General features: G+C 64.0%; 25 protein-coding genes, 3 tRNA genes and 1 pseudogene. 12 read left to right on the top strand and 17 right to left on the bottom strand.

What is annotated here, in order from left to right; genetic code table 11:
• Positions 1-43: 43 nt before the first annotated feature.
• Entirely contained in the window at positions 44-1,279 is a 1,236-nt protein-coding gene (locus tag QM712_RS31600; RefSeq protein WP_415027070.1) for an acyl-CoA dehydrogenase family protein, read from the bottom strand.
• Positions 1,280-1,624: 345 nt separating this feature from the next.
• Between QM712_RS31600 and QM712_RS31595 the strand changes: the two genes are divergently transcribed.
• Positions 1,625-2,296: a TetR/AcrR family transcriptional regulator gene (locus QM712_RS31595; protein ID WP_415027069.1), complete on the top strand. Its 672-nt coding sequence runs from the start codon at positions 1,625-1,627 to the stop codon at positions 2,294-2,296.
• Between the two features lie 4 nt (positions 2,297-2,300).
• Here QM712_RS31595 and QM712_RS31590 read toward each other — a convergent pair whose 3' ends face one another.
• The 3 genes from QM712_RS31590 to QM712_RS31580 all read right to left on the bottom strand — a co-directional run bounded on the left by QM712_RS31590 (position 2,301) and on the right by QM712_RS31580 (position 4,070).
• A complete protein-coding gene (locus tag QM712_RS31590) occupies positions 2,301-2,693 on the bottom strand; it encodes a RidA family protein (protein WP_415027068.1) in 393 nt (130 codons plus the stop codon).
• A 96-nt stretch (positions 2,694-2,789) separates the two neighbouring features.
• Positions 2,790-3,005 carry a hypothetical protein gene (locus tag QM712_RS31585; protein WP_415027067.1) on the bottom strand — a complete coding sequence of 72 codons (216 nt, stop codon included), beginning with the start codon at positions 3,003-3,005 and terminating at the stop codon, positions 2,790-2,792.
• Positions 3,006-3,191: 186 nt separating this feature from the next.
• Positions 3,192-4,070, bottom strand: coding sequence for a 3-keto-5-aminohexanoate cleavage protein (locus tag QM712_RS31580; RefSeq protein ID WP_415027066.1), 879 nt, complete (start codon positions 4,068-4,070; stop codon positions 3,192-3,194).
• 212 nt (positions 4,071-4,282) lie between these two features.
• On the opposite strand from QM712_RS31580, the gene QM712_RS31575 reads away from it, so the two are divergent.
• Positions 4,283-4,996, top strand: a complete 714-nt coding sequence (locus QM712_RS31575; protein ID WP_415027065.1) for an outer membrane beta-barrel protein — start codon at positions 4,283-4,285, stop codon at positions 4,994-4,996.
• A gap of 83 nt (positions 4,997-5,079) precedes the next feature.
• On the opposite strand, the gene QM712_RS31570 is transcribed toward QM712_RS31575, so the two are convergent.
• The 3 genes from QM712_RS31570 to rnk all read right to left on the bottom strand — a co-directional run bounded on the left by QM712_RS31570 (position 5,080) and on the right by rnk (position 8,425).
• A complete protein-coding gene (locus QM712_RS31570) occupies positions 5,080-6,309 on the bottom strand; it encodes a CaiB/BaiF CoA transferase family protein (protein ID WP_415027064.1) in 1,230 nt (409 codons plus the stop codon).
• 175 nt (positions 6,310-6,484) lie between these two features.
• Positions 6,485-7,687, bottom strand: coding sequence for an MFS transporter (locus tag QM712_RS31565; protein ID WP_415027063.1), 1,203 nt, complete (start codon positions 7,685-7,687; stop codon positions 6,485-6,487).
• A gap of 324 nt (positions 7,688-8,011) precedes the next feature.
• Positions 8,012-8,425: a nucleoside diphosphate kinase regulator gene (gene rnk / locus QM712_RS31560; RefSeq protein ID WP_415027079.1), complete on the bottom strand. Its 414-nt coding sequence runs from the start codon at positions 8,423-8,425 to the stop codon at positions 8,012-8,014.
• A 307-nt stretch (positions 8,426-8,732) separates the two neighbouring features.
• Here rnk and QM712_RS31555 point away from each other — a divergent pair, with 307 nt between their 5' ends.
• Both QM712_RS31555 and QM712_RS31550 read left to right on the top strand, forming a co-directional pair.
• Entirely contained in the window at positions 8,733-8,888 is a 156-nt protein-coding gene (locus QM712_RS31555) for a hypothetical protein (protein ID WP_415027062.1), read from the top strand.
• 458 nt (positions 8,889-9,346) lie between these two features.
• Positions 9,347-9,420 (top strand) — tRNA-Gly (locus QM712_RS31550).
• A gap of 331 nt (positions 9,421-9,751) precedes the next feature.
• On the opposite strand, the gene QM712_RS31545 is transcribed toward QM712_RS31550, so the two are convergent.
• Positions 9,752-9,937 (bottom strand): hypothetical protein, encoded by a 186-nt coding sequence (locus QM712_RS31545; RefSeq protein ID WP_415027061.1) that lies wholly within the window; start codon positions 9,935-9,937, stop codon positions 9,752-9,754.
• A 201-nt stretch (positions 9,938-10,138) separates the two neighbouring features.
• Here QM712_RS31545 and QM712_RS31540 point away from each other — a divergent pair, with 201 nt between their 5' ends.
• Entirely contained in the window at positions 10,139-10,525 is a 387-nt protein-coding gene (locus tag QM712_RS31540; RefSeq protein ID WP_415027078.1) for a YciI family protein, read from the top strand.
• Between the two features lie 27 nt (positions 10,526-10,552).
• Here QM712_RS31540 and QM712_RS31535 read toward each other — a convergent pair whose 3' ends face one another.
• A complete protein-coding gene (locus QM712_RS31535; protein ID WP_415027060.1) occupies positions 10,553-11,143 on the bottom strand; it encodes a TMEM175 family protein in 591 nt (196 codons plus the stop codon).
• A 126-nt stretch (positions 11,144-11,269) separates the two neighbouring features.
• Between QM712_RS31535 and QM712_RS31530 the strand changes: the two genes are divergently transcribed.
• The 3 genes from QM712_RS31530 (at position 11,270) to QM712_RS31520 (ending at position 15,489) form a co-directional block, all read left to right on the top strand.
• Positions 11,270-13,330, top strand: coding sequence for an ATP-dependent helicase (locus QM712_RS31530; RefSeq protein WP_415027059.1), 2,061 nt, complete (start codon positions 11,270-11,272; stop codon positions 13,328-13,330).
• A 51-nt stretch (positions 13,331-13,381) separates the two neighbouring features.
• Positions 13,382-14,362 (top strand): NADPH:quinone oxidoreductase family protein, encoded by a 981-nt coding sequence (locus QM712_RS31525; RefSeq protein ID WP_415027058.1) that lies wholly within the window; start codon positions 13,382-13,384, stop codon positions 14,360-14,362.
• A gap of 95 nt (positions 14,363-14,457) precedes the next feature.
• Positions 14,458-15,489, top strand: coding sequence for an LLM class flavin-dependent oxidoreductase (locus QM712_RS31520; protein WP_415027057.1), 1,032 nt, complete (start codon positions 14,458-14,460; stop codon positions 15,487-15,489).
• A 30-nt stretch (positions 15,490-15,519) separates the two neighbouring features.
• Here QM712_RS31520 and rlmB read toward each other — a convergent pair whose 3' ends face one another.
• Positions 15,520-16,362, bottom strand: coding sequence for a 23S rRNA (guanosine(2251)-2'-O)-methyltransferase RlmB (gene rlmB / locus QM712_RS31515; RefSeq protein WP_415027056.1), 843 nt, complete (start codon positions 16,360-16,362; stop codon positions 15,520-15,522).
• A 206-nt stretch (positions 16,363-16,568) separates the two neighbouring features.
• Between rlmB and QM712_RS31510 the strand changes: the two genes are divergently transcribed.
• Positions 16,569-16,654: transfer RNA gene (locus tag QM712_RS31510), tRNA-Tyr, on the top strand.
• Between the two features lie 146 nt (positions 16,655-16,800).
• On the opposite strand, the gene QM712_RS31505 is transcribed toward QM712_RS31510, so the two are convergent.
• The 4 genes from QM712_RS31505 to QM712_RS31490 form a co-directional block, all read right to left on the bottom strand.
• A complete protein-coding gene (locus tag QM712_RS31505; RefSeq protein ID WP_415027055.1) occupies positions 16,801-17,790 on the bottom strand; it encodes a hypothetical protein in 990 nt (329 codons plus the stop codon).
• 2 nt (positions 17,791-17,792) lie between these two features.
• Complete coding sequence (locus QM712_RS31500; protein WP_415027054.1) at positions 17,793-19,220, bottom strand: MBOAT family O-acyltransferase; 1,428 nt, start codon at positions 19,218-19,220, stop codon at positions 17,793-17,795.
• 492 nt (positions 19,221-19,712) lie between these two features.
• Positions 19,713-20,192, bottom strand: a complete 480-nt coding sequence (locus QM712_RS31495; RefSeq protein WP_415027053.1) for a hypothetical protein — start codon at positions 20,190-20,192, stop codon at positions 19,713-19,715.
• Between the two features lie 42 nt (positions 20,193-20,234).
• Positions 20,235-20,723 carry a hypothetical protein gene (locus tag QM712_RS31490; RefSeq protein ID WP_415027052.1) on the bottom strand — a complete coding sequence of 163 codons (489 nt, stop codon included), beginning with the start codon at positions 20,721-20,723 and terminating at the stop codon, positions 20,235-20,237.
• 328 nt (positions 20,724-21,051) lie between these two features.
• On the opposite strand from QM712_RS31490, the gene QM712_RS31485 reads away from it, so the two are divergent.
• From QM712_RS31485 to QM712_RS31475, 3 genes are all read left to right on the top strand, one after another.
• Positions 21,052-21,534, top strand: coding sequence for a hypothetical protein (locus QM712_RS31485; protein ID WP_415027051.1), 483 nt, complete (start codon positions 21,052-21,054; stop codon positions 21,532-21,534).
• Between the two features lie 165 nt (positions 21,535-21,699).
• Positions 21,700-21,774 (top strand) — tRNA-Thr (locus QM712_RS31480).
• A 230-nt stretch (positions 21,775-22,004) separates the two neighbouring features.
• On the top strand, positions 22,005-22,643 hold the full coding sequence (locus QM712_RS31475) for a hypothetical protein (protein ID WP_415027050.1): 639 nt from the start codon (positions 22,005-22,007) through the stop codon (positions 22,641-22,643).
• 287 nt (positions 22,644-22,930) lie between these two features.
• Here QM712_RS31475 and QM712_RS31470 read toward each other — a convergent pair whose 3' ends face one another.
• From QM712_RS31470 to QM712_RS31460, 3 genes and pseudogenes are all read right to left on the bottom strand, one after another.
• Complete coding sequence (locus QM712_RS31470; RefSeq protein ID WP_415027049.1) at positions 22,931-23,326, bottom strand: hypothetical protein; 396 nt, start codon at positions 23,324-23,326, stop codon at positions 22,931-22,933.
• Between the two features lie 126 nt (positions 23,327-23,452).
• Positions 23,453-23,602: pseudogene (locus QM712_RS31465) on the bottom strand (class I SAM-dependent methyltransferase); the annotation flags it as partial.
• A gap of 271 nt (positions 23,603-23,873) precedes the next feature.
• Positions 23,874-24,364: methyl-accepting chemotaxis protein (locus QM712_RS31460; RefSeq protein ID WP_415027048.1), on the bottom strand; the 491-nt coding region annotated here is incomplete at its 5' end.

Below are 24,364 nucleotides of genomic sequence, written 5' to 3'. Positions count from 1 at the left end.
CCTTTCGTTTCTTCAAGTCGGAAGCGCCTGCCGGCTCTCCCGCTTAATGCTTGGGAGAGTTTGCATACTTCCGGATTTCAAGTCTGGCAATGGCGCGATTGTGCACCTCGTCCGGACCGTCGGCGAGCCGCAGCGTGCGGATGCCTGCGTAGTCCTTGGCGAGGCCGGCCTCGTCGGACACGCCGGCGCCGCCGAAAGCCTGGATCGCCTCGTCGATGATCTTCAGCGCCATGTTGGGTGCGGCGACCTTGATCATGGCGATCTCGGCCTGCGCGGTCTTGTTGCCGACCTTGTCCATCATGTCGGCGGCCTTGAGGCACAGAAGACGCGTCATCTCGATGTTGGTGCGGGCTTCGCCGATGCGCTGCTCCCACACCGAATGCTCGACGATCTTCTTGCCGAACGCGGTGCGCGACATCAGGCGCTTCACCATCTTCTCCAGCGCTTCCTCGGCCTTGCCGATGGTGCGCATGCAGTGATGGATGCGGCCCGGACCGAGGCGGCCCTGCGCGATCTCGAAACCGCGACCCTCGCCGAGCAGGATGTTCTCCTTCGGCACGCGCACGTTCTCGAGCAGCACCTGGGCGTGGCCGTGCGGCGCGTCGTCGAAGCCGAACACCGGAAGCATCTTCTCGACCTTGATGCCGGGAGTGTCGAGCGGAACCAGGATCTGCGACTGCTGCTGGTGCTTGGCCGCCTTCGGATCGGTCTTGCCCATCAGGATCGCGATCTTGCAGCGGGGATCGCCGACGCCGGACGACCACCATTTGCGGCCGTTGATGACGTAATGGTCGCCGTCACGCTCGATGCGGGTCTCGATGTTGGTGGCGTCGGACGAGGCGACCGCAGGTTCCGTCATCAGGAAGGCGGAGCGGATCTCGCCGTCCATCAACGGACGCAGCCATTTGCGCTTCTGCTCCTTGGAGCCGTAGCGGATGAACACTTCCATGTTGCCGGTGTCGGGCGCGGAACAGTTGAACACTTCCGAGGCCCAGGAGATGTGGCCCATCTGCTCCGACAGCAGCGCGTATTCCAGATTGGACAGTCCCGCGCCGCGGAATTCGTCGTCCTCGTGCTCGGACGGCGGCATGAACATGTTCCAGAGGCCTTCGGCCTTCGCCTTCTTCTTGAGGTCCTCGAGGATCGGAATGACTTTCCAGCGTTCGCCGCTGTGATCCTGCTCGTTGTAGATCGGCACCGCCGGACGCACGTGCTTGGCCATGAAGGACTGCACGCGGTCGAGCCATTCCTTCTGCTTGGGCGACATATCGAAGTCCATGGGACGCTCCTCGTTTCTCTCACAGATCGCTTTTGTGCCGGACTGTCCTCCCGCCGCGCGCGTCCCGCAAGCGCGAATGCGCGACTTGCGAGGCATTCCGGAACCGGCGCGCAGTTGCGAACGGGTCCCGATTGCGGATTGACATTTCCGAGCCTTCAAACGATAGTTTCATACAAGTGTTTGAATTGCAACCCCGGCCGCTTCGCTAACCCTGCCCGGTCATTGCGGGGCGAAGTGAAGCGTCGAAGCCGGACTACCGAGATTGCGGCGCGAGAATCCCGGATGCGCCGTTGCGCACCACGGTTCGCGACCGCCTCGCGCCCCGGAATGACGAGGTCCTGAACCATGGCCAGTGATCAGACCCGGACATCCATTCTCGCCGCCGCCGAACGGCTCTATGCCGATCGCGGCTTCGGCGACGTGACGCTGCGCGACATCGTCGCGGAGGCCAACGTCAATCTCGCGGCGGTGAACTATCATTTCGGCTCGAAGGACGAACTGATCGCGGAACTGTTCGTCACCCGCTCGATCGCCACCAACCGCGAGCGCCTGCGCGAGTTGAAGGCGGCGGAAGAGCAAGGCGGCGGACGCGCCCCGATCGAGGTGATCCTGCGCGCCCTCGTCGGCCCGACCTTGCGCGGTTGCCTCGGTCCGGAAAACCAGCGTTCGACCGCGGCGCGCTTCATGATCCGCGCCTCGATCGAGTCCGTGCCGCCGATCCGCCGCATCAAGAACCGCGAGATCGACCATCTGCGGAAATTCGTCGGCGCGATGCGCAGGTCCCTGCCCGACCGCGGCGACGTCGACATCTACTGGGGCCTGAACTTCGCTCTCGCCATGGCCCATCACACCATCCGCGAGAGCGAGCGGCTGACGAAGCTGTCGGAAGGCCAGTGCGATCTCGACGACGTCGAGGACGTCGTCGCGCGCGTGGTCAGCGTCGCGACGATGGCGCTGACGGCGGGAAAGCCCGAGACCAGGGCGCCGGCGCGCGCGCTGGCACGCGACGCGCGCTAGGACCTCACGTCATCGCGATGCAGTCGATCTCGACGTCGAACGGGCCGAACCATTCCGGCGTGCAGACGAAGATCCGCGCCGGCGGGTCCTTCGGGAAGTAGCGGGCATAAACCGCGTTGAACGCGGCGAAATGCTTCACCGAGGTGCAGTAGACGTTGCACTTCATGACGTTGTCCAGCGAAGCGCCCGCCGCTTCCAGGCACAGCGTCATCTGCTTCATGACGATCTCGCTCTGCCGCTCGATCGGCGCCTCGGCGATCTCGCCGGTGTCGAAGTCGAACGGCGGCAGACCAGAGACGAAGATCATGTTGCCGGCGCGCGTCACTGGCGATGCCGGCGCCTTCCAGCGGTCGAGAAAGGTCGAGATCGGTTCGACGCGGAGCGCTTCGCGTGTCATGGGCAGCCACCTTCGGTTCGAGCGGGATGGCGCCCTGACTACATCAATCCGCAGCCGGCATGCTTCGCTTCCGATCGAAATGTGGCTGCGCCGCGGCTAGACGCGCCGCGGCATCTCCTCGGCCTCCTCCTTGGCCAGCAACAGCAGCATCTCGATGCCCATGTCGCCTTCCTGCGGCGAGCGGATGAACTTGATCTCGTCGGCGCTCTGCCGCAGCGCGGCAACGATGGCGACCGCCTGGTTCGCGGTCGGCGCTTCCGTCGCCAGGATCGACGCGTTGTTCTTGGCCTGAAATCCGATCGTGTATGACATGTTTTGTTTCCCCCTCACGCTGTGCACCGATCGGGAGATCGAATCTGAGTCGCGCGCGAAGCGGAAGCCCGTCCAATGACGGACCGGGTTTATCTGGGGATTGCGTGCAAGCTTCGTACAAGCGCGGACATCCGCCCGCTACCAGCTTACCCGCGAGCCCGCCGAATGGTCGGCGGGCATGACGCCTTACGCGAGCCCAAGCATCGCGCGCGCGTCCTGTGCGGTCGCAACGCTCGCACCGAGGCTTTTCAGGATGGACGCCGCGTGCGCGACCAGTTCCGCATTGGTCTTCGCCAGCACGCCCTTCGACATGTAGAGATTGTCCTCCATGCCGACGCGAACGTGGCCGCCGAACAGATAGGCCTGCGCAACCATCGGGAATTCGGCGCGGCCGATGCCGAAGCCGGACCAGATCGCCCCCGGCGGCAACAGCCCGCGGGCGTAGAGCATCGTCTCCGGCGTCGCGGAGAAGCCGTACTTCACGCCGAGCACGAGCGAGAACAGGCCCGGCCCCTTCAGCGAGCCGTCGGCGAACATGTCGCGCGCCAGATGGCAGTCGCCAGAATCGAACAGCTCGATCTCCGGCAGCACTCCGACCGCCTTCATCCGCTCGGCCATGATGCGGACGTTGCGCGGCGTGTTGATCACGACCTCGCCGCCGGAATTCATGGTGTTGAGGTCGAGCGTGCAGATGTCCGGCTTGAGCAGCTCGATATGCTCGACACGTTTTTCCGGCTGGATCAGCGTGGTGCCGGGACCGGCGACGCGCGGATCCTCGATCGAGGGGACGAAGCGTCCGCCGGGACCGGTGGTGAGATTGATGACGAGGCTCTTGTTGCGGGCGCGGATGCGCTCGACGACATCGCGGTAGAGATCGATCGACATCGAGGGCCGTCCCATGGCGGGATCGCGCACGTGAATATGGGCGATCGCGGCCCCGGCTTCGGCGGCCTCGAGTGCGGATGTCGCGATCTGCTCAGGCGTGATCGGCAGGTAAGGCGACTGCTCGGGCTTCGTGAGGTTGCCCGTGATCGCGCAGGTGATGATGGTCTTGCCTGATGTCATCGATGTCCTCCGTCTCCCCTGGCCGCATACATACACGATTGGGCGGATGCGCAAGCGAGGTTCAGCTCTGCCCGATGAGGGACGGAAAGCGTCCCACGTCGCGACGCGGATCGCGAGAAGTCCGCTGCACAGCGCTCGATACCCCCGACAGGTACAATCAAGACTTGATTAACCATAAGGGGGCAATCTGCTCGTGTGGCGGGGGACATACCATGAGACCGAAACTGCTGATTCCAGCGCTGGTCGCGGCATGCGTCGCGCCTGCATCGGCGCTCGCTCAAGGCGCCGGCTTCTTCGTCGGCCTCGATGCATCGGCCGGCATGGCGTTCGGGTCGTCCAGCACGACCAACGGTGGCGCTCCCTGGGCCGGCGGCGGCGTGGTCAACAACGTCAAGTTCGGCGAGACCGCCGGCATCGGCGGACACGCCGGCTACCGGTTCGACCCGGCCCTGTCAGCCTATGTCAGCTATCAATATGTCCGGGGCGATGTGAGTTGGGACGCGACCTTTCCCATGTTCGGCGTCGCCTCGGATTTCAAGGGGACGGCCGTCAGCCATGTCGTCATGGGCAATCTCGCCTATGAGTTTGCGCTGTCCGACAGGACCTCCATCCGGACCAGCGCTGGCCTCGGACTATCGTTCAACTCCCTGTCGAGCGTCATGGAAACAGACGTTGGGACAGGACTATTCCTCGCCGATGTGGCCGATCACACCCGGTTGAGCCCCGCGGCCCAGATCGGCGCAGGGCTCCAGCACAGGATCGCTCCGAAGGCCATGCTCAGTCTGAACACATCCGTGAGCTATACGGGCAGCTTCGAAACCGGCAACACACGAAGCGGCAATCTCGGCATCACACCGATCACGCCCTACAAGATCGACGACGTCTGGCGCGCCAGCCTGAGCGGATCGATACGGTTGGAGTTCTGAGCAGCCTCGCGTCCGGAGCAGATGTGCCGCCGGCCAGGTAAGCCTGGGGCCTCCACCGGCCGACGCCGCACAGACGCATCCGGCTAGATTACGCCCTGCTTCTTCAGCGCCTCGATCTTCTCGGCATCGTAGCCCAGCTTGCCGCCGAGCACCTCGCTGGTGTGCTCACCGAGCAGCGGCGGAGCACGGTAGGTCTCGATCGGCGTTCCCGAGAGGGTCAGCGCGTTGCGGATCAGCGAGAGATCGGGCTCGAAGGGATGGTCGACCTTCACCCTCATGCCGCGCGACTGGACGTGCGGATCGCTGAAGACCTGCTCGAAATTGTTGATCGGGCCCGACGGCACGCCGGCCTCCTCCAGCTTGTCCAGCCAGTACGCCACCGGCTTCTTCAGGAACAGGCCGGCGAAGATCGCCATGATCTCCTTGCCGTGCACGACGCGGTCGTTGTTCTTGAGGAAACGCTTGTCGTTCGCGAGCTCGGGCTCGCCGAGCACGGCGCAGGTGCGCTGGAACTGGCCGTCATTGCCGACCACCAGCATCAACTCGCCATCGGTGCAGCGGAACACGCCGGCCGGCATGCCGCCATTGCCCCAGGTGCCGCGACGCGGCGGCATCTTGCCGTTGACGAGATAGATCTGCAGCCAGTGCGACAACGACGCGATGACGGTGTCGAACAGGCAGACGTCGATGTGCTGCCCTGCCCCGCCATTGGCATCGCGATGATAGAGCGCGGACAGAATCCCGATCGAGGTGTTCATGCCGGTCATGTAGTCGACGATCGACGGGCCAACCTTCATCGGGCCCTCGCCGGGTTCGCCGTCGATATGACCGGTGACGCTCATCAGGCCGCCCATCGCCTGCAGGATGGCGTCATAGCCGGCGCGCGGAGCGTAGGGTCCGGTCTGGCCGAAGCCGGTCACCGAGCAATAGATGATGCGCGGGTTGATCGCCTTGAGCGAGTCATAGTCGAGGCCGTAGCGCTTGAGATCGCCGACCTTGTAGTTCTCCATGAAGACGTCGACGTCCTTGGCGAGTTCACGGATGATCGCCTGCCCTTCCGGCTTGGCGATGTTCACGGTGATCGATTTCTTGTTGCGGTTGGCGCAGAGGTAGAACGAGTTGTTGTTGTTCGCCTTGCCCTCGGGGTCGGTCAGATAGGGAGGGCCGAAGGCGCGCGCGTCGTCGCCGGTGCCCGGGCGCTCGATCTTGATGACCTCCGCGCCGAGATCGCCCAGCATCTGGGCCGACAGAGGCCCGGCTAGAACGCGCGTGAGATCAAGGATCTTGATGCCTGAGAGCGGCAAGGCCGACATGTCGAATTCCTCCGGGAACCATCTCTTGGCGCGGCCGCTCGAAGCGGACCGCGCCATCTGCGGATACACCATTTTGGCCCCGTGAGCACTGCACTCCGGGCATATGCGCCTCCCCTCCCGGGCACCAATGGCATCTGCCCGCGCAATTTCCGCGGCGCGAATTTTACCGTCAGGCTCAGATCGCGCCCGCCGCGGCAACCTGCGGACGCCGCCGGCCGAGCAGGACCAGCATGAGCAGCGCTGCACAGGAGCACACGAAGGTGAGACCGAGCGCGCCGCGACCGCCGAACTGCGTGATCAGGCCGACGAGAAGCGGTGGAGAGAGCGCGGACGCGAGATTGAGCGGCAGCGCGATCATGGACATCGCCTTGGCGAACTCGGCCTGGTCGTAGAACACGAGCGGGATGGTTGCCCGCGCCACTGCCATCGCGCCGCTACCCGCGCCATAGACCAGGATGAAGACCGCGACCGCCCAAGTCACCCCGTCGCTCACCATCAGAAGCAGCATGGAAAGCGGCAGCGCCGTGCTCGCGACAAGGCCGGTGGTGATCCCGTCCCATCGCCCGCCGCCGAGAAAGTCGAGACCGCGGGCGCTGACCTGGATCACGCCCAGCATCGAGCCGAAGGCAAGCGCTTGCGCCGGCGGCAGGCCCTCCGCCCTCAGCAACTCGATGAGAACGGAGCTCAGACCGAAAGTGACGAAGGCATTGAGGGTGACCGCGCAAACGACGAGCCCGAAAGTGCTCCTCGGTGTCGCGGGCACGTGTGCGGGTTTTGCCGCCGCGCCGCCGCCTGTCACGACGCTGCGGCGCGGGACGGCAAAGGCGTAAAGCGGAAGCGACACGAGGAGCAGCACCGCCGCGTAGACGAGGCAGGTCCCGCGCCAGCCAAGATGGCTGCTGAGAAACGACGTCGTCGGCCAGAAGATGCTGCTCGACAGCCCCGTGACCAGCATGAGCGCACCGATGGCGCTCTTGGCCTGCCGCCCCGCGATCTCGTTCAGCAGGATATAGGCGCCGGTCGAAAGCGTGGCGCTGCCGGCCATGCCGAGGACAAGCCAGGCGCCGAAATACAGCAACGGCTCCCGAGCGAAGGACAGGAGAATGAAGCCCGGCACGGCGACGAGCGTGCCGGCCATCATGACCTTGCGCGCGCCATGCCTTGCGTAGGATTTGGCCAGCCAGGGCGCACACAGCCCCATCGTCACATAGAGAACCGAGGTGCCGGCGAAGACCGCCGGCAGGCTCATGCCGAGATCGGCCGCCAGATCGCGCCCGACGATGGCCGGAAGCCCGATCGTGCCCCATCCGACGAGTTGGGTGATCGCAAGCACCAGCAGGACGCCGACGAGCCTGCCGTCAGATTTCAGAAACCGCATTCCAGTCGCCGCCTGCCCGGCAGGCGCCGATCACGCCTGTGGGGTCAGTTCTAGCCGGAGTCGCGGCAATCGGAAATGTCGGTTCCGAATGGCACGACGGCGCCGGCCGCAATGCGGCCCAGTCGTGTCAGCAGCAGGCAGCAGCGGACGACGCTCTCCGGTATCGGCCGCCGAGCGTTGAATAGCCGCTCGAGCGGGCACGCCCTGGCCACCTCACAGCCTCGCGAGGCAGGAGACCAGGACGAGGCCCACAAGGAAGACGCCGACGATGCAGATCACCGCCAACCAGGCCTGGCTGAACGAGAAGAAGCGCATCGGCGTTCGTCAATCGGACACGGCGAGAACGACCAGCGACCTCGTCTGCTGACTGGGCGTCTGAAATTCGATGCCCTGTCCGACGGACAGGCCGATGAGCGCGGCCCCGACCGGAGTCAGAACCGAGATCCGGTTCAACTCGATGTTGGCCTCGTGCGGATAGACGAGCACCACGTCGCGGGTCTCGCCCGTCCCCTCGTCGCGATAGGTCACGCGCGAACTCATCCTGACGACGCCGCGCAGATCGGCATCGCCCGCGACGATCTGGGCCCGGTCCATCTCCCTTGCGAGGAAATGAGCCACGCGCGGAAACAGCTCCATGCTCGAGTTGGCGAGAGCATTGAGACGATGCAATTCGTCCTCGGTCACCTTGATCGGCGGCAGCGTTGCTTCCTGCTTGTTGCCGTGGCTGGTCTTGGTCATCGTCATGAGTGTTCTCTCAGGGTTATGCGGCGGTCGGGCCCGAATTCCATCCTCGCCGACGCGCCGACGTCGTTCGTGTCGGAGACGATGTCGCCATGATTGCAGGCAACGCGCGCGCCGTTCGAGACGGGACAGAGGAATGCGGTCGGTGCGATCTTCGGAAGAAGCAACACGGCATGCTCCTTCTCGCGCAAGACAACGCGGCTTCGAAAGCTGAAGCCACACAGATCCAGGTTTTCAAGGAGTCATAGAGGTCCGGACGGCGCAAACGACCGTCCGGCTAACCACCTGCGTGAAGGCGGCCCGCATGCAGACAATGACGCGCGATGCGCGCATCGATTTCGACGACGTAAGTCATGATCCGATCAACATAGTCCGTTATCGAAAGAGCGACATTGCGGCGAAAGCGCACATCGTGTTTCCCGTGACTCGTTTCGAGGCGATCACGGATCGGGATTCTTGAACGCTTCAGCCGGCATCGCGGCGAGAGGCCTGTCGTCGCATTCGATGCTGGACAACGAACTTTCGCTCGCGGCTCTTGTCGTCGATGGCGTCCGGCCCTCTGGCGCGACCATGAGCGCCGTGCCGGTGGTGGGCGGCCTGGCGCGACGAGGGAAAAGAAGAAGGCGCGGCGGGAGGGTCCCGTCGCGCCCGATTTCTTGCTCGCTGGTCCAGGGCTGAGAGCGCCCCGATGCCAAGCTCTATTCAAAGCTTAGCGGGCGATCCCAGCGAGGTGACAGCGCTTGAGATAAGACACTGGATCACCTCCTTTCGTTGGTTTCGGGAAGCCTAGATATAGGCCGTGCGGCCGCCGCTGTTAAGAGGAGCTCGCCAGGGCGGAACCAAGCCCGTGCGCAACGCCGCAGGGACGCGCTCAGGGCAGTTGAGACCGCCGTCCGGCCGTGTTAGGGAGCCCGTATCGCGGGTGTAGCTCAATGGTAGAGCAGCAGCCTTCCAAGCTGAATACGAGGGTTCGATTCCCTTCACCCGCTCCAATCGACATCCCTAAAATCATCGGCCTCTCAATAGGTTGAGCGACTTTTCATCGTCGTCAGCCGACACGTCCAGGCTGAGCGCATTTCGATCGGGCGCAGCTCTTTTGCAAGGCATGCCCGGGGCGTTGAAGTCGAATCCTCGTCGCGAGACCATCAGCTCCTGCGACTGATGACGAGACGGCATCGCGACCCGCGTCGTCATGTCGGCATTCGGCAAGGACATCGGACTGCTTCTCGAACCGCGTTGAACCGAAAAGTCCGTAGCCGCGGATGATCATCGCGCGGCCTTCGACATTTGAGAGCTGAAGGCATTGCGGAAGAGCCGGCTGGGTCAGAAACCGCAGACATTGAGTGCACGCGGCCGCTTTCCCCGGCGGCTTTCGACGATGCGCTCGCCGCCGTTCTGGACGGAACTGCCGTAGTAGCGATGATGGCCGGTCTGGTCGTGCAGGTCGGGCGGCTCCAACCTCCCTGCCCGCCGCGCGTCGCAGATGATCCTGATGGTCCGACCCGACATTGCCGCCTCCTAGAGTTCTCAGTGTTCCTGGTGGCCATCAGTCGCCTCGGCTTTGAGCAGCGTTCATCCGGCGACGCGACAATCGGGTTTCAGGACGGTTTCGCGAGAGTCCGCACGACGCAATATTTCGCCGATGGGATTGTCGGAAACCGCAGCGCTGATACGTCCTTTGAACCGCACAGCCGATTTAACGAGGTGAACATGCTCTACGCCATCCTGGCCTACCATGAGGAAGACCACGTCATGTCCTGGACCGCCGAAGAGGACGCGGCCGTCATGACCAAGTTGAACGACGTCCAGGCGTCTCTGCGCGCCAATGGCCATTTCGGTCCCGCCGCCCGGCTCGACGAGACCCGCAAGAGCCGCACCCTGCGCGGCCCCGGCGCGGGAATGGTGGTGGACGGCCCCTACGCGGAGACCAAGGAGCAGCTGCTCGGCTTCTACATCATGGAGTTCGACAGCGAGGACGGCGCGATCGCCGCGGCGCGCGAGCTGCGCAAGGCCAATCCGAGCGCGGTCTACGAGATCCGGCCGATCCGGCTTTTCGTCCCGTCCGAGGGGTTCGGCACAACGCCTTCGGCCGGGTGACGCATCCGACCCGCGACGTTTTCCAGTCTAGGCGTCGGGCCCGGTCCGCGCGGTATAGAACCGCTGGATCAGAAGTCCGCCGAAGGCGATGAACCAGACATAGGGCGCGATGCGCGGTGCGAACGCCGCGACGATCGTGCCCGGCACGAACACCAAAAGCGGAAACAGCGAGGCCATGATCTCGTGGCGCCAGCCGCCGATGATCGTCCACCACAGCCACGCATTGAGGCCCGCGATCGCGCTCAGATGCAGGCCGTACAGCACCGCGACCGCGCTGCTCGTGGCGTAATTGGTGTAGAGGCCGTTGGTCACGGGCAGCAGCACGATCGAAAGCAGGAACAGCAGGTTGAGGATGACGACGCCGCGGCTGCCCTCGGGCTGGCGCGCGAGCCGCCGGTGATGGCTGATCCAGAACACGCCGGCGATGATGAAGCTGAGCGCGAAGCCGGCGAGCTTGCCGGAATAGACCTGGGCGAGATCGGTCCAGCTCGGCGCGCTGGTGAAGACCGCGGCCTTGGGCAGATCATAGGCCAGCAGCGTCATGGCGACGCCGAAGATGGTGTTGCTCAGCGATTCCAGCCGCCGCATCTCGAACTGGTCGGGCTTGAGCTCGGTCATGCCGGAAGCGCGCTTTTCGGGCTGGAACTCGGGACTTTCTTCCCTAGGTGCTAAATCCGGTTTCGTCCAGCCGCATTGCGATTCGCGCCGGGATGGCCGAGTCTGCCGCTTTCACCGGGGCGATTCGTGGCGGCGACATATCTGGACACGCTCAACGCGGAGCAGCGCCGCGCCGTCGAACATGGCGTGGCCGATGGCGCGACCGTGGGCGGCCCCCTGCTCGTCATCGCCGGCGCCGGTTCCGGCAAGACCAACACGCTCGCCCATCGCGTGGCGCATCTGATCGTCGCGGGCGCCGATCCGCGTCGCATCCTGCTGATGACATTCTCGCGCCGTGCGGCCGCCGAGATGGCCGGCCGCGTGGAGCGGATCGCGCGAAAGGTGCTCGGCGAGAACAACGCCGCGATCATGCGCGACGCCTTGAGCTGGGCCGGAACCTTCCACGGCATCGGCGCGCGACTCCTGCGCGAATATGCCGAGCGCATCGGGGTCGATCCCGCCTTCACCATTCACGACCGCGAGGATTCCGCCGACCTGATGAATCTGGTCCGACACGAACGCGGCCTGTCGAGGACCGAGAACCGCTTTCCGGCCAAGGGCACCTGCCTGTCGATCTACTCGCGCTGCGTCAACGCGGAGATGGAGATCGAGAAGGTGCTCGGCCAGCACTATCCCTGGTGCGCGGGCTGGGCCGCCGAGCTCAAGGGCCTGTTCGCGGCCTATGTCGAGGCCAAGCAGGCCCAGCACGTGCTCGATTACGACGACCTCCTGCTGTACTGGTCGCAGATGATGGGCGATGCGCTGATCGCCGAGGAGATCGGCGGCCGCTTCGATCACGTACTGGTCGACGAATATCAGGACACCAATCGTCTGCAATCCTCGATCCTGCTGGCGCTCAAGCCGGACGGACGCGGCCTCACCGTCGTCGGGGACGACGCCCAGTCGATCTATTCCTTCCGTGCCGCCACCGTGCGCAACATCCTGGAGTTTCCGCAGAGCTTCTCACCGCGCGCGGACATGATCACGCTCGATCGCAACTACCGCTCGACGCAATCCGTGCTGGCGGCAGCCAACGGCGTCATCGGCCTCGCCCGCGAACGCTTCACCAAGAACCTCTGGACCGACCGCACCTCGTCGCAGAAGCCGCAGCTCGTCACCGTGCATGACGAGGCCGACCAGGCCCGCTACATCGTCGAGCAGGTGCTGGCGAACCGCGAGCAAGGATCGCTGCTGAAGCACCAGTCCGTGCTGTTCCGCACCTCCTCGCATTCGGGTCCGCTGGAGATCGAGCTGACCCGCCGCAACATCCCCTTCGTGAAGTTCGGCGGGCTGAAGTTCCTCGACGCGGCGCACGTCAAGGACGTGCTGGCGCTGCTGCGCTTCGCCGAAAATCCGCGCGACCGTGTCGCGGGCTTCCGCATCCTGCATCTGTTGCCGGGCATCGGACCCGCGACCGCCCAACGCGTGCTCGACCAGATGGCGGAGAGTCCCGAGCCGCTCCGCGCGCTCGGCCAGATCCCGACGCCGCCGCGCACCGGCGACGACTGGACCGGCTTCGTCCGCACGATCGAGAACCTCCGTTATTCGGAGTGGCCGGCCGACCTCGAGCGTGTCCGGCTCTGGTACGAGCCGCATCTCGATCGCATCCACGAAGACTCCGAGACACGCCGCGCCGATCTCATGCAGCTCGAACAGATCGCGAGCGGCTATCCGTCGCGCGAGAAATTCCTGACCGAGCTCACGCTCGATCCGCCGGATGCGACCAGCGATCAATCCGGCCCGCCGCTCCGCGACGAGGACTACCTGATCCTCTCCACCATCCACTCCGCCAAGGGCCAGGAATGGAAATCGGTGTTCGTGCTCAATGTCGTCGACGGCTGCATGCCCTCCGACCTCGGCGCCGGCACCAGCGCGGAGCTCGAGGAGGAGCGCCGCCTGCTCTATGTCGCGATGACACGCGCGAAGGACGACCTGCATCTCGTCGTGCCGCAGCGCTTCTTCACCCATGGCCAGGCCGCCAAGGGCGACCGCCACGTCTACGCCTCGCGCACGCGCTTCATCCCGGAATCGCTGGTCTATCTGTTCGAACGCACGGCCTGGCCGAAATCCGCCGCGGGCGCGGCGCGCAGCGCGGCCCAGGGCCCGAAGATCGACATCGGCGCGCGGATGCGGGGGATGTGGCGGTAGGCTAGTCTCGGGTTTCGTCAGGACGCATAACAAGGCCAGAAGAGACCCGACATGAAAGCCGTCATCGTCGAACGATATGCCCCCATCGATCAAGTTGAACTGAAGGACATCCCTCGCCCGCTCCTAGAGCCCGGTCAGTTGCGCATCCGGGTGGAGGCCGCCGGCATCGGATTTGTCGACGGCTTGAAGATTCAGGGCCTCTATCAGACCAAGGATCCGCTGCCCTTCATTCCCGGGACCGAATTCGCGGGCGTCGTGGACGAAGCCCCGGGCAGTCCCGCCGGTTATCGACCCGGCATGCGCGTGATGGGAATGACGCGGTCGGGTGCTCTTGCCGAAGAGATCGTCGTCGCCCCCGAAGCGGTCCATCCGCTGCCGGACGGCGTTGCCGCCGAGGTCGGCGCCTCGTTTCGTGCCAATTACCTGACTGCGGTCTACGCGCTGAGCGCGCGCGCTGCGCTGGGCGCCGGCGAGCAGCTTCTCGTGCTGGGCGCAGCAGGCGGCGTCGGCATCGCCGCCGTCCAGATCGGCAAGCTGCTCGGCGCCCGCGTGATCGCGGCCGCATCGACGCCGGAGAAGCGCGCGTTCGCGAGCCAGCATGGCGCGGATGCGACCATCGACTATACGCAGGCCGGCTGGCGCGACCAGTTCAAGGAATTGACCGGCGGACACGGCGCCGACGTGATCTTCGATCCCGTCGGCGGCGAGATCTCGGTGCAGGCCTTCCGATCCATCGCCTGGCGGGGCCGCCATCTCGTGGTCGGCTTTGCCGCCGGCGCCATCCCGGCGCTGCCGTTCAATCTGCCGCTCCTGAAGGGCGGCGCCCTTCTCGGCGTCGATCTCGCACAGATCGCCAAGCGCGAGCCGGACGTTCAGCAGCGCCTGATGTCGGAGCTGACGGGTTGGCTCGCCGAGGGCAAACTGAAGCCCGCGGTCGGCCGTGTCTTCGCGCTGGACGATTTCCGTGACGCGTTCAAGACGATGCAGACGCGCGCGGCGCTCGGCAAGATGGTCGTGCGGATACCGGGCTAGGACCCAGGATCGGAAACCGAGCATTTCCGAAACCAGCCTTGTGACGTTGCGGCCATGCACTAAGTCTCCATCATCCTCCCACAGAGACTTGATCGATGACCGCACCGCTCGAATTCGGACTGGATACCTTTGGCGACGTCACCGTCGACGCCACCGGCTCAACGCTTGCGCATGCGCAGGTGATCCGCAACGTCGTCGACGAAGCAGTGCTGGCCGACGAACTCGGCCTCGACTTCATCGGCCTCGGCGAGCACCACCGCGCCGATTTCGCCATCTCCTCGCCGGAGACGGTGCTCGCGGCCGTCGCGGCGCGCACCAAGCACATCCATCTCGGCTCGGCCGTGACGGTCCTGAGCTCGGACGATCCCATTCGCGTCTTCCAGCGCTTCGCGACGCTGGACGCGCTCTCGAACGGGCGCGCCGAGGTGATCCTCGGCCGCGGCTCCTTCACCGAGTCGTTTCCGCTGTTCGGCTTCGACCTGCGCAAATACGAGGAGCTGTTCGAGGAGAAGCTCGACCTGTTCACGGCGCTCCTGCCGCAGAAGCCCGTCACCTGGCAAGGCAAGCTGCGTCCGCCGCTGACGGACCAGCTCGTCTATCCGCCGGTCGAGCACGGCGCGCTCAAGACCTGGATCGGTGTCGGCGGCAGCCCGCAATCGGTGGTGCGCGCCGCGCATTACGACCTGCCCTTGATGCTCGCGATCATCGGCGGCGATCCCGCGCGCTTTGCGCCCTTCGTCGATCTCTATCATCGCGCCTTCAAGGAATTCGGCCGCGCCGCGCAGCCGATCGGCGTGCACTCGCCGGGCTATGTCGCCGAGACCGACGACAAGGCGCGCGAAGAGCTGTGGCCCCATTACAAGGTCATGCGCGACCGCATCGGCAAGGAGCGCGGCTGGCCGCCGATGGGCCGCGACGAATTCGTGAACGAGGCCGAGCACGGCTCGCTCTATGTCGGCTCGCCGGAAACGGTGGCGCGCAAGATCGCCAGGACCGCGAAGACGCTCGGCATCGCGCGTTTCCAGTTGAAATATTCGGCCGGCCCCCTGCCGCACGAGAAGCTGATGACGAGCATCGAGCTCTACGGCCGCAAGGTGGTGCCGATGGTCAGGGGGATGATGGCGTAGCGCTTCGAGGCGTCCGCGCGCGCCCTTGGGCTAGCGCGCGGCGCCCTGCTTCATCAGTCCGAGCCGGCTCGCGCCGACATAGAGCGAGAGCACGGCGGCGTTGGACACGTTGAGGCTCTTGATCTCGCCGGGCATGTCGAGCCGGGCCACGACGCTGCAGGTCTCGCGGGTCAATTGCCGCAATCCCTTGCCCTCGGCGCCGAGCACCAGCGCAAGCGGCTCGCGCAACGCGACGTCGCTGAGATCCTCGCTGCCCTCGCTGTCGAGGCCGACGGTCTGGAAGCCGCGCTCGTTCAGCGCGGTCAGCGCGCGCGCAAGGTTCTGCACCGTGATCATCGGCACCAGTTCGAGCGCGCCGGAGGCGGCTTTCGCGAGCACCCCGGTCGCTTCCGGACTGTGGCGCGCCGTGGTCACGATCGCCTTCACCGCGAACGCGGCAGCCGAGCGCAGGATGGCACCGACATTGTGGGGATCGGTGATCTGGTCGAGCACCAGCACCATCCCTTCCTGCTTCAAGGTCTCGATGTCGGGCGAAGGCAGCGGATCGGCTTCCGCCAGCAGTCCCTGATGCACGGCGTCCGGAGAAAGCAGGCGGTCGATCTCCTGCGGCCTGACGATCTCCGGCGCGATGCGGGTCTGGATGTTCTCGTCCGCGAGCCGCCGGGCGGCGTTCTCGGTCAGCGTGAGCTTGCGGATCCGCCGCTCCGGATTGGCCAGCGCCATGGTGACGGTGTGCCAGCCATAAAGGATGACGGGACCGTCGGCGTGCGAATCGCGCTCCCGCCAGGCAGGCCGGCCGGCCGATTTTCCCGGTTTGTTGAAGGGCTTAGCCCCGCCACGGGGGCCCCTAGGGGCGAATTTTCGATCCTTCATGGGCTCGCTTGTGTCACGGGCGCCGCAATATGGCAATTTGGGTGCGAATGGGCCCATTTTAGCTGTTCGCCTCGGTTGACTTTGCCCCACCGCATCGCCCATAAACGCGCCCGGTCGCGCCCCTATCCGGGTTGCCGCGGCCTTCACGTTCCATGGCCGTATTCGGTCCGCCGGCAAGGCCCGGCCCGATTGTGCTGCCGTCGAGCGGGGGAGTGTCCCGAGTGGCAAAGGGAGCTGACTGTAAATCAGCCGCCTCATGGCTTCGCAGGTTCGAGTCCTGCCTCCCCCACCAACCTTCAAATCAGCGATTGATCGGTTGAGGCTTTTTCGCTGACGCCCGCACTGCCCGGCAAGGCGCGGGATGAGATGCCGGCAGCGTCCCCGCGGCGCGTTCCCATGAACAAGACCGCATCCAGCCGCACACGGATCGCCCGGGTCCTACGATCCCGAGAACGCACAGCGACGCAGAACCGGATCGGCTTCCTCCAGAAATCGTCTCGACCACCGTTGCGCGCTTGACCAAGTCAGGTGCGAGCCATCCCACGTATACAAATCACGGACCCCGGGAAGCACCAGTTTGACGGCGAGTGCGTCGGCCAAATGGGTGACGTAGGCGTCAGCGTCTGTCTGGGAATTGGGCGTCGCCGTTAGGATCAGACATTCCTTTGAAATCCCGCTCACCCTGATGAGCCGGTTGGCCTTTTCGATGTCGATCGCCTCCGGTAGCCCCTCCACCTCCTTGCCCTGGCCGACGGGAATGTTGCCCTGCTCTTCGCGCGTATATGCGTTTCGCCAAATCCATGAGCCATCACGCGCGTCCCGATAGATCGAAAGATTCTGCTGCAAGCAGAGCGAAGGTCGTTGGTCGCAAATTCCCCAGCGCACCATGCCGAAGAGCTTCTTCTCCAGCGCGTCAAGAAAAGCGCGGCTCCTGTCGAATGCGGCCATCGCGTTGTCTATCGGCGCGACCAGATCGGGAGAAAAGCTCGAACGGCCGCGAAAGAACGGGTCCGCGTTCACAACGATCGCCTTCGGAGCAAGTCGATATTTCTTGATGAGCGCGAGTTCGAACTCGTATCGCTCGTCGTACCCAAATCCCAAGACATAGTATGGAATCCGATGGTCTCGGAAATATCTGTTCACCTCATCCGTGGAGAACCCGATCTGTGAGCGGCTATTTCCGAGGAACAGCACCTCGGCCCGCTTCAAGTTTTCAACGGCCTCCGCTTCCACGCCGAAATAATAGGCGCCGTGCTCGTAGTCGCCATATTGCGTCGACCCGCAATACGCCATGAAACTATCGGTCGTTCTGTGTTCGTAACAGCCGAGAGCATCCAGCGACCGGCCCACAAATCGGGAGGCTACGCCCGCGATCAGAGCAAATATCAGAAAGCACAGGATGTAGCTGCTCCCGACCTTGCGCTGCATGACTAGAACCTGAAGTACAGAAAGACTGTCGGCTTCGTCATCGTGCCGGCTATCGCGATGCCGAACAGGCAGCCGATCACGCCAGCCCAGAGAACATTAGGCCGCCATTGCAGAAGGCGCTCCTTTGCAGCAGATCCGCGTTGAAAGGTCTGTTGGGTGTTCGGAAAGAACAGAGCGATGCAGGAAAGGATGGCAATCCAGCGAAGGGGGTGTCCATCGAGGAGCGCAATGTCTCCGATACCGTTCAATCCCAGCATTCCGCGCCACATTTCGAGGGACGAGCCAAGCGTTTCGGCCCGGAACGGCACCCACGCGAAAACAACGAGCAGCGCTGTGAGGAACCAGCCGACGACATGCGGCAGATGTAGCCGATAGCGATCGGCGAAGCCGCGCCACAGGTGATTTATCAACAGTGCAGTGCCGTGAATTGCGCCCCACACGACGAAATTCCATGTCGCCCCGTGCCACAATCCGCCAAGGACCATCGTGATCATGAGGTTGAGATGGCGGCGAAAGGGTCCTTTGCGATTTCCTCCCAAGGGAAAATAGAGATAGTCCCTGAGGAAACGGGACAACGTCATATGCCATCGCCGCCAAAAATCGATGATGCTCGCGGCCTTGTACGGCGAGGCGAAATTCAAGGGAAAAGCGATACCCATGATCATGGCGAGTCCGATCGCCATGTCGGAATACCCTGAAAAATCGAAGTAGATCTGAAGGGTGTAGCTGAGAGCGCCGATCCAGGCATCGCCGAAGCCAACCAATTGCGACGCGGCCGTTTTGAATGGCGCATCGACGAAGGCGGCGATGTTGTCGGCGAGGATGACCTTCTTGAACAAGCCGAAGGTAAACCAGCTCAGTCCGATCGTGACGGATGTAAGCCTGGGCTGGAAAGTCTTCGGGTCGTCGAATTGCGGCATCATCTCCTTGTGGTGGAGAATCGGCCCAGCGATCACATGGGGAAAGTAGGCGATGAAGAGACCGTATTTCAGGAAATCGTACTCCCGTGCTTCGCGTCGATAGGCATCAACCAAAAATGCGATCTGGGTGAAAGTGTAGAAGGAGATGCCGATCGGAAGCGTCGTGCTGATGGAGGGAGCAGCCATTCCGGTCAGGAGCGAAACATTCTCCATGAAGAACGATGCGTATTTGAAGTAGCCCAGCAGCGCCAAATTGGCCGCGACTCCAAGAAACAGCAACCCGCTGCTCGGCTGGCGGGTAAGACCGCGGCCAACCAGGAAATTGAAAACTCCGGAGGCCACAATGATCGGCAAGAGGCGCGCCGGATCATCCCATCCATAGAAAATGAGCGAGGCGGCCAGCAGCCACGCGATGGCGCATTTCCTCAGTTGCAATCGACCCAGGACGAAGAAGCCGAGCAGAACAGCCGGATAAAAGCAGAAGATGAAAACGACTGAATTGAACAGCATCAGAATTCCAACGGTCTAGCCGGCCGCTGACCTGCTTCTTGGAACCGTTCGACTCACAGGCAGCGCGTGCTTTGTATGTGGTCGTTCTCTCGGCAGCAAACGCGCTCCGGTGACATTTGGAGGGAACATGAAGCTGCCCCCCGCATCATCCATCCTTGCCTCCTCGTCATCGTTCGATTTGCGCGCAGCCGAGCAGATCGCGCCATCCGCGATCTGACCGCACAATTTTGCGGCTCGATCGATCGTCGGCTTGCGACCATGACAGTTGATTGAGAGCGGATCCGCCGCCTCGTCTCGGCGGCGGTCACCATCCCGCCCTTCGATGCGCGATCGAAAACCTCCTGGAGAGGCGCGCGAGAGCCGGCAGGCCACCGCCTCAATCCACGAGAACCAAGCCGATTCCGATCGCGGCCCGATCAGGCTCGGACAAAAAACAAAGCGCCCGTCCGCAGCACGCGGACGAGCGCCTCTTCAGTTCAACCGATCAGGCGATCAGTAGTAGCGGCGCAGCACGCGATGGCCGCCGTAATAATACGGCGCGGGACGATGAGCGTAGCCGTAGCGCGGACCGTAGCCGTAATGCACGCGCGGCAGATAGCCGGCGCGCGGGCCGTAGCCATAGCGGTACGGACGGTAATACGGCCGATGATAGGGATAGGCGACCGGCGGTGCGACCGCGGCGGCACGATAGCCGTAGCCGTAGTTCGCGGGAGCGACGACCGCGTCCTCACGATAGGTCGGATACGGCGCGAACGCGCCCGGGCCGGTGTAGGTCGGGCCCTGGTTGACGTAGTAATACTGGGTGGTCGGCTCGGCGAGGCGCTCGTAGCCCCAGCCACCGCAGCCGGTGTTGCAGCCGGAATAGACCGGAGCGACCGGCTGGCAGGGATTGAAGCCGCAGGCCATGGCCGGCGCGCTGCCCACGATCATCACGGCAACCGCCGCGACCAGTCCCGAAATCATTTGACGCATTACTCTCTCCTGTTGACGTCCGTTCGTTGGATTCGACGTTTCTCAGCCGGGCGGTCTGCCCGGCCCTTCTGCACGGGGCGGTGGCAGCCGACGGTGCGGCGGATTGGTGTTGATCTGCGGTGCGAGGATCACCGGCGGCGGATCGACGGGAACGTTCATCTGCGGCGGCAACGGCGCGGACTGCGCGCCCCAGCTCTGATGATAGCTCTCCGCCGGCTGCGGCAGTTTGCGGTTCGCAGGCGGCTCGATCTCGAGCCGGCCGTAGCCAGGACGCACGCCGAGGCTGGGATAATAGTGGCCGACGTCGGAGGGCTGCCGCTCGCCGATGTAGCGTCCGCCATAGATCGTGGGCTGCACCTGGATGTTCTTGCCCAAACCCCAGGTGCCCTCGATCACGGTGTAGGACGCATCGATTCCGTTGATGATGATGGGCACGCCGGGACGGCCGGGCACGACGACATCGAAGCCGCTGCCGGCAAAGGCCGCAGCAGGCAGTCCGATCAAAATGGCTGCGAGCGCGAAAGCGCGCATGTAGTGATCCCGGTTGTCCAAGCCTGCACGCTATCCGATCACCACGGAGAGAGGGTTAAGGCCGCCTCACCAAATTCCGGTAAGCCTAACGTGCGAGGCTCGTTCCCCGTTCAAATGCTGCGAGGCGCACTAGCGCGGCGTTAACATCTTGCAACGGTCGCGACGTCTCGCGTCGCGTGAGCCAGTCGGAGATGCGTGGCACAAACTGCACATCCTCTGCGCGATCACACCGAAGTGACGCCGCTCACACAAAATCAAGGAACGACTTGCTCACGGTCGCGCTTAGCGTGGCGCTTGACGACGGTCTCACCCACATGGAGCAAATACCATGACGAGCCTTAAGTTGATCGGCGCCGCCGCTATCGCCGCATCCGCACTAGCGAGCCCTGCACTGGGTCAGGCATCCATCACCAATCCGGCCGCCTGCGAATCCCAGTTCGCCAGCGCCAACTGCCTGAACGCAGGCCCAGGCAGCCCGTATGCCACCAGCCGGCAAGGGCGACAATATCGGCGCGCGGCCTACCGCCAGCCTGATACGTACAAGCCCGAGAACGGCTTCTGGCCGATCGCGGCCGCAGGAGCGGTGGCAGGCGCGGCCGTCGGAACGGCGGCTGCGGTAGCCTCGGCTCCGTTCGGCGGTTGGGGCAACTCCTACGCCTACGACAATTCCGGCACTTACAACGCCAGCTATGATCGCGGCGAACAGGGCTGGTACGGCAACTGGGATACTTACGCGGCCCGAAACGGCATCGTTTGCCGGCCCGGTACCTGGTTCAAGGCCGAAGACGGTCGCCAACACCTCTGCCAGTAGACCTGTTAAACTCGAATGCAATGAAACAGGCGGCCTCAGGCCGCCTGTTTCATGTCGGGGGGATGATCGCGGGTTCTGGCACTTTCGGGCCGAGTCTGGTATTGCGGCGCGCGGGCGGATGACCCCGGCGCATGCCGGCTCCGACCCGCCTCGTCTTCAGGCGTCGCCGGCTTAGCTCAGCGGTAGAGCAGCGGTTTTGTAAACCGAAGGTCGGGGGTTCAATCCCCTCAGCCGGCACCATGAAGAGGCCGGTCGGCCTGAAATCGTTTCCGGAACCCAGGCGTCCCCCAGGCAAACACCTTCCTCAGGGGTTGCGGCCCTCCCCACCTGCGACGCTGGTTTTGGCGCATCGGGTTTTCCATCGCGCCTGACGCCGTATCGCCAGAATCGGCGGCCTTGGACCGACAAAGGTAACGTGGTGCGACATTTCAGCGCGTTGCTAGATTGTTTCCATCTATTTCAGATGGCGCATGCTGACGCGCCTCCTCCGAATGCTGCCTTCGTCGACGATCGAGGGCTATGAACATCCCGAACTGGTTTCGGAAATCTTCGCGAAGACCGTCGCCGCCGAGCCGGCCGGCGAATGGCCCGAGGTCCGCGGTGCCGAAACCGTTCTGGACTTCGGCGGCGCATGCGGCATCCATTACAAGCTCGCGCGCCGCGAAGCTCCTTTGATCAGGTGGGCCGTGGTCGAGACGCCCGCGATGGTGCGCCAGGCGGCGCAACTCGAAACCGACCGTCTTCGCTTCTTCGAGACCGTCGAGGCTGCGGCCTCATGGCTCGGAACCATCGACCTGATGCATTCCAACGGCGCGGTTCAATACACGGCGAAGCCGTCGGAGACGGTGCGGCAACTCGCGGGCGTCGGCGCCACGCGTATGCATTGGAAGCGGCTCTTCTTCTCCGATCAGCCCATCGCAGAGCGTCAGCGATCGATGCTGATCGAAAACGGGCCACGCACCGACGGTCGTCGCCTCCGGTTCACAACCAAGGCCGTCTCATACGATCGCAAGAGCCTTTCGCGCGCAGAGTTCGAGGCTGCCCATAGCGGCTATCGCGCGGAGGCAAGCGGGCCCGACTGGTTCAATTTCGTCAAAGCGTCCGAGTAAAGTCCAAGCAAGCGATCGTCGGCCGCGCGATCGCATGAGCATTGCCAGCCCGCCTCGGGCGCAGTGCCCCCGCGCGACGCCGCGATCGTCACCGCGGTCGGCGGCGGCGTCATCACCTGTTTGAAGCCATTCTCAAACTCTATCGAATCGACCAGCGCACCTTTGCAAGCGACGATCCGTTGCAGCTTCCCGGCGTGTTTCTCTTGCGGGATGGCTTCTTCACCACTCACTGATCATGCGCGCAGCAGGGAAGCAGTCGGCAATCAGTTCTTGCAAGACCGGTCCGATCAATCGTCCACGCCAAAGTCCGTCAATTTCCAGCCGGATTCATCCTTGCTGAAAGAGTAGATGAGCGAAGCGCAAAAGGCAGAATAACTGACCACCCCCTTGGGGGATGTATCTTTGACGGGCTTCTGTTTGGCAAGACACGCCCGGTGCGCAGGTTTGAAAGCTCCCCTCCAGATCACGGGAAACTCCGCCGCTTGTCGCAAATCAATGTAGAGGACCGGATATTTGATCATCTCCGATACGGCCTTCTGGTCGCTCTTGGAGACCGCGGTTTTGAATTGCGTCCAGAACGCTGCGAAACCGTCATCACTTTCCACTGCCCGCACCGATCCGGCTGATATCAGTAAACCAGCTGCAAGCAGCCCGCCGCCGATCAGCGATCCCATCGAATTCATTTCAATCTCTCCAGCGGGCCATTATCGGGTTTGAGGCCGGCCAGGCATCGCACGGCATCAACAACCTCGGGACATCTGTCGCAGAAAAGAACCGGTAGGTTCACCCGGTATCATCAGTGCTTCCCCCGAGCCGAGACCGGAGACCGAGGTCGTCGCGCCCCACAAATTCGTCCTTTCAATGCGCTCGAGCCGCGCGGCGAGATCGAGCCCCGCAAGATTCTCGCGATCGCCAACGAAGCACTCATGGGCAAGCACGGGCGGACGGCTGGAGGTCATCGGCGAGAACGCGCGTGAGTCTTGCTCGCAAAACCATGCGAGCGTTCGAGACTGCCGCTGAACAAGCCTGCTCGCCTCACAGATTGGATCGGAGCTCGACATGGCGTAGCATCCGCATCCGATGCGCCCGACCACCACCCGAGAGAAGGCCAGGATCGCCGCCGGTGCGGCCACGGCCGTCGTCATGACGGCCGTGCTGTTGGTGCTCGCGCTCGGTTTCCTGCTCGCACGGTAACGATCACGCGGCAGACGGAAGCGCGCCGCGCGGGCCTTACGCGGTGCGCACCGTCGAGAGGAATTTTCCGACTTCGAGCTTCAGCCGGCTGCTGTCGGTCGCCAGCATTTTCGCGGTCGAGAGCACCTGCGAGGAGGCCGAACCGGTCTCGGCCGCACCGCGCTGCACGTCGGTGATGTTGGTGGAGACCTGCTGGGTGCCCTGAGCCGCCTGCTGCACGTTGCGTGCGATCTCCTGGGTCGCCGCACCCTGCTCCTCGACCGCAGCCGCGATGGTCGACGACACCTCCGACAGCCGCTCGATCGTCGCGGAAATGTCGCGGATCGCGCTGACGGATTCCTGGGTCGCAGACTGGATGCCGGAGATCTGCTGGCTGATCTCCCCGGTCGCCTTCGCGGTCTGCTCGGCCAGCGTCTTCACTTCGGACGCGACGACCGCGAAACCGCGGCCGGCTTCGCCCGCGCGCGCGGCCTCGATCGTGGCGTTGAGCGCGAGCAGGTTGGTCTGGCCGGCGATGGTGTTGATCA

Origin of the sequence: Bradyrhizobium sp., assembly GCF_047605465.1 — a bacterium.
Classification (GTDB): domain Bacteria; phylum Pseudomonadota; class Alphaproteobacteria; order Rhizobiales; family Xanthobacteraceae; genus Bradyrhizobium.
The sequence above is the reverse complement of the archived record's forward strand: the minus strand, read 5'-3'. Positions and strand labels throughout refer to the sequence as shown.

Bases quoted from the DNA above. Each gene is read 5' to 3' on its own strand.
- QM712_RS31600 (WP_415027070.1), bottom strand. From the start codon at position 1,279: ATGGACTTCGATATGTCGCCCAAGCAGAAGGAATGGCTCGACCGCGTG.
- QM712_RS31595 (WP_415027069.1), top strand. From the start codon at position 1,625: ATGGCCAGTGATCAGACCCGGACATCCATTCTCGCCGCCGCCGAACGG.
- QM712_RS31590 (WP_415027068.1), bottom strand. From the start codon at position 2,693: ATGACACGCGAAGCGCTCCGCGTCGAACCGATCTCGACCTTTCTCGAC.
- QM712_RS31585 (WP_415027067.1), bottom strand. From the start codon at position 3,005: ATGTCATACACGATCGGATTTCAGGCCAAGAACAACGCGTCGATCCTG.
- QM712_RS31580 (WP_415027066.1), bottom strand. From the start codon at position 4,070: ATGACATCAGGCAAGACCATCATCACCTGCGCGATCACGGGCAACCTC.
- QM712_RS31575 (WP_415027065.1), top strand. From the start codon at position 4,283: ATGAGACCGAAACTGCTGATTCCAGCGCTGGTCGCGGCATGCGTCGCG.
- QM712_RS31570 (WP_415027064.1), bottom strand. From the start codon at position 6,309: ATGTCGGCCTTGCCGCTCTCAGGCATCAAGATCCTTGATCTCACGCGC.
- QM712_RS31565 (WP_415027063.1), bottom strand. From the start codon at position 7,687: ATGCGGTTTCTGAAATCTGACGGCAGGCTCGTCGGCGTCCTGCTGGTG.
- rnk (WP_415027079.1), bottom strand. From the start codon at position 8,425: ATGACCAAGACCAGCCACGGCAACAAGCAGGAAGCAACGCTGCCGCCG.
- QM712_RS31555 (WP_415027062.1), top strand. From the start codon at position 8,733: ATGCAGACAATGACGCGCGATGCGCGCATCGATTTCGACGACGTAAGT.
- QM712_RS31545 (WP_415027061.1), bottom strand. From the start codon at position 9,937: ATGTCGGGTCGGACCATCAGGATCATCTGCGACGCGCGGCGGGCAGGG.
- QM712_RS31540 (WP_415027078.1), top strand. From the start codon at position 10,139: ATGCTCTACGCCATCCTGGCCTACCATGAGGAAGACCACGTCATGTCC.
- QM712_RS31535 (WP_415027060.1), bottom strand. From the start codon at position 11,143: ATGACCGAGCTCAAGCCCGACCAGTTCGAGATGCGGCGGCTGGAATCG.
- QM712_RS31525 (WP_415027058.1), top strand. From the start codon at position 13,382: ATGAAAGCCGTCATCGTCGAACGATATGCCCCCATCGATCAAGTTGAA.
- QM712_RS31520 (WP_415027057.1), top strand. From the start codon at position 14,458: ATGACCGCACCGCTCGAATTCGGACTGGATACCTTTGGCGACGTCACC.
- rlmB (WP_415027056.1), bottom strand. From the start codon at position 16,362: ATGAAGGATCGAAAATTCGCCCCTAGGGGCCCCCGTGGCGGGGCTAAG.
- QM712_RS31505 (WP_415027055.1), bottom strand. From the start codon at position 17,790: ATGCAGCGCAAGGTCGGGAGCAGCTACATCCTGTGCTTTCTGATATTT.
- QM712_RS31500 (WP_415027054.1), bottom strand. From the start codon at position 19,220: ATGCTGTTCAATTCAGTCGTTTTCATCTTCTGCTTTTATCCGGCTGTT.
- QM712_RS31495 (WP_415027053.1), bottom strand. From the start codon at position 20,192: ATGCGTCAAATGATTTCGGGACTGGTCGCGGCGGTTGCCGTGATGATC.
- QM712_RS31490 (WP_415027052.1), bottom strand. From the start codon at position 20,723: ATGCGCGCTTTCGCGCTCGCAGCCATTTTGATCGGACTGCCTGCTGCG.
- QM712_RS31485 (WP_415027051.1), top strand. From the start codon at position 21,052: ATGACGAGCCTTAAGTTGATCGGCGCCGCCGCTATCGCCGCATCCGCA.
- QM712_RS31475 (WP_415027050.1), top strand. From the start codon at position 22,005: ATGCTGACGCGCCTCCTCCGAATGCTGCCTTCGTCGACGATCGAGGGC.
- QM712_RS31470 (WP_415027049.1), bottom strand. From the start codon at position 23,326: ATGAATTCGATGGGATCGCTGATCGGCGGCGGGCTGCTTGCAGCTGGT.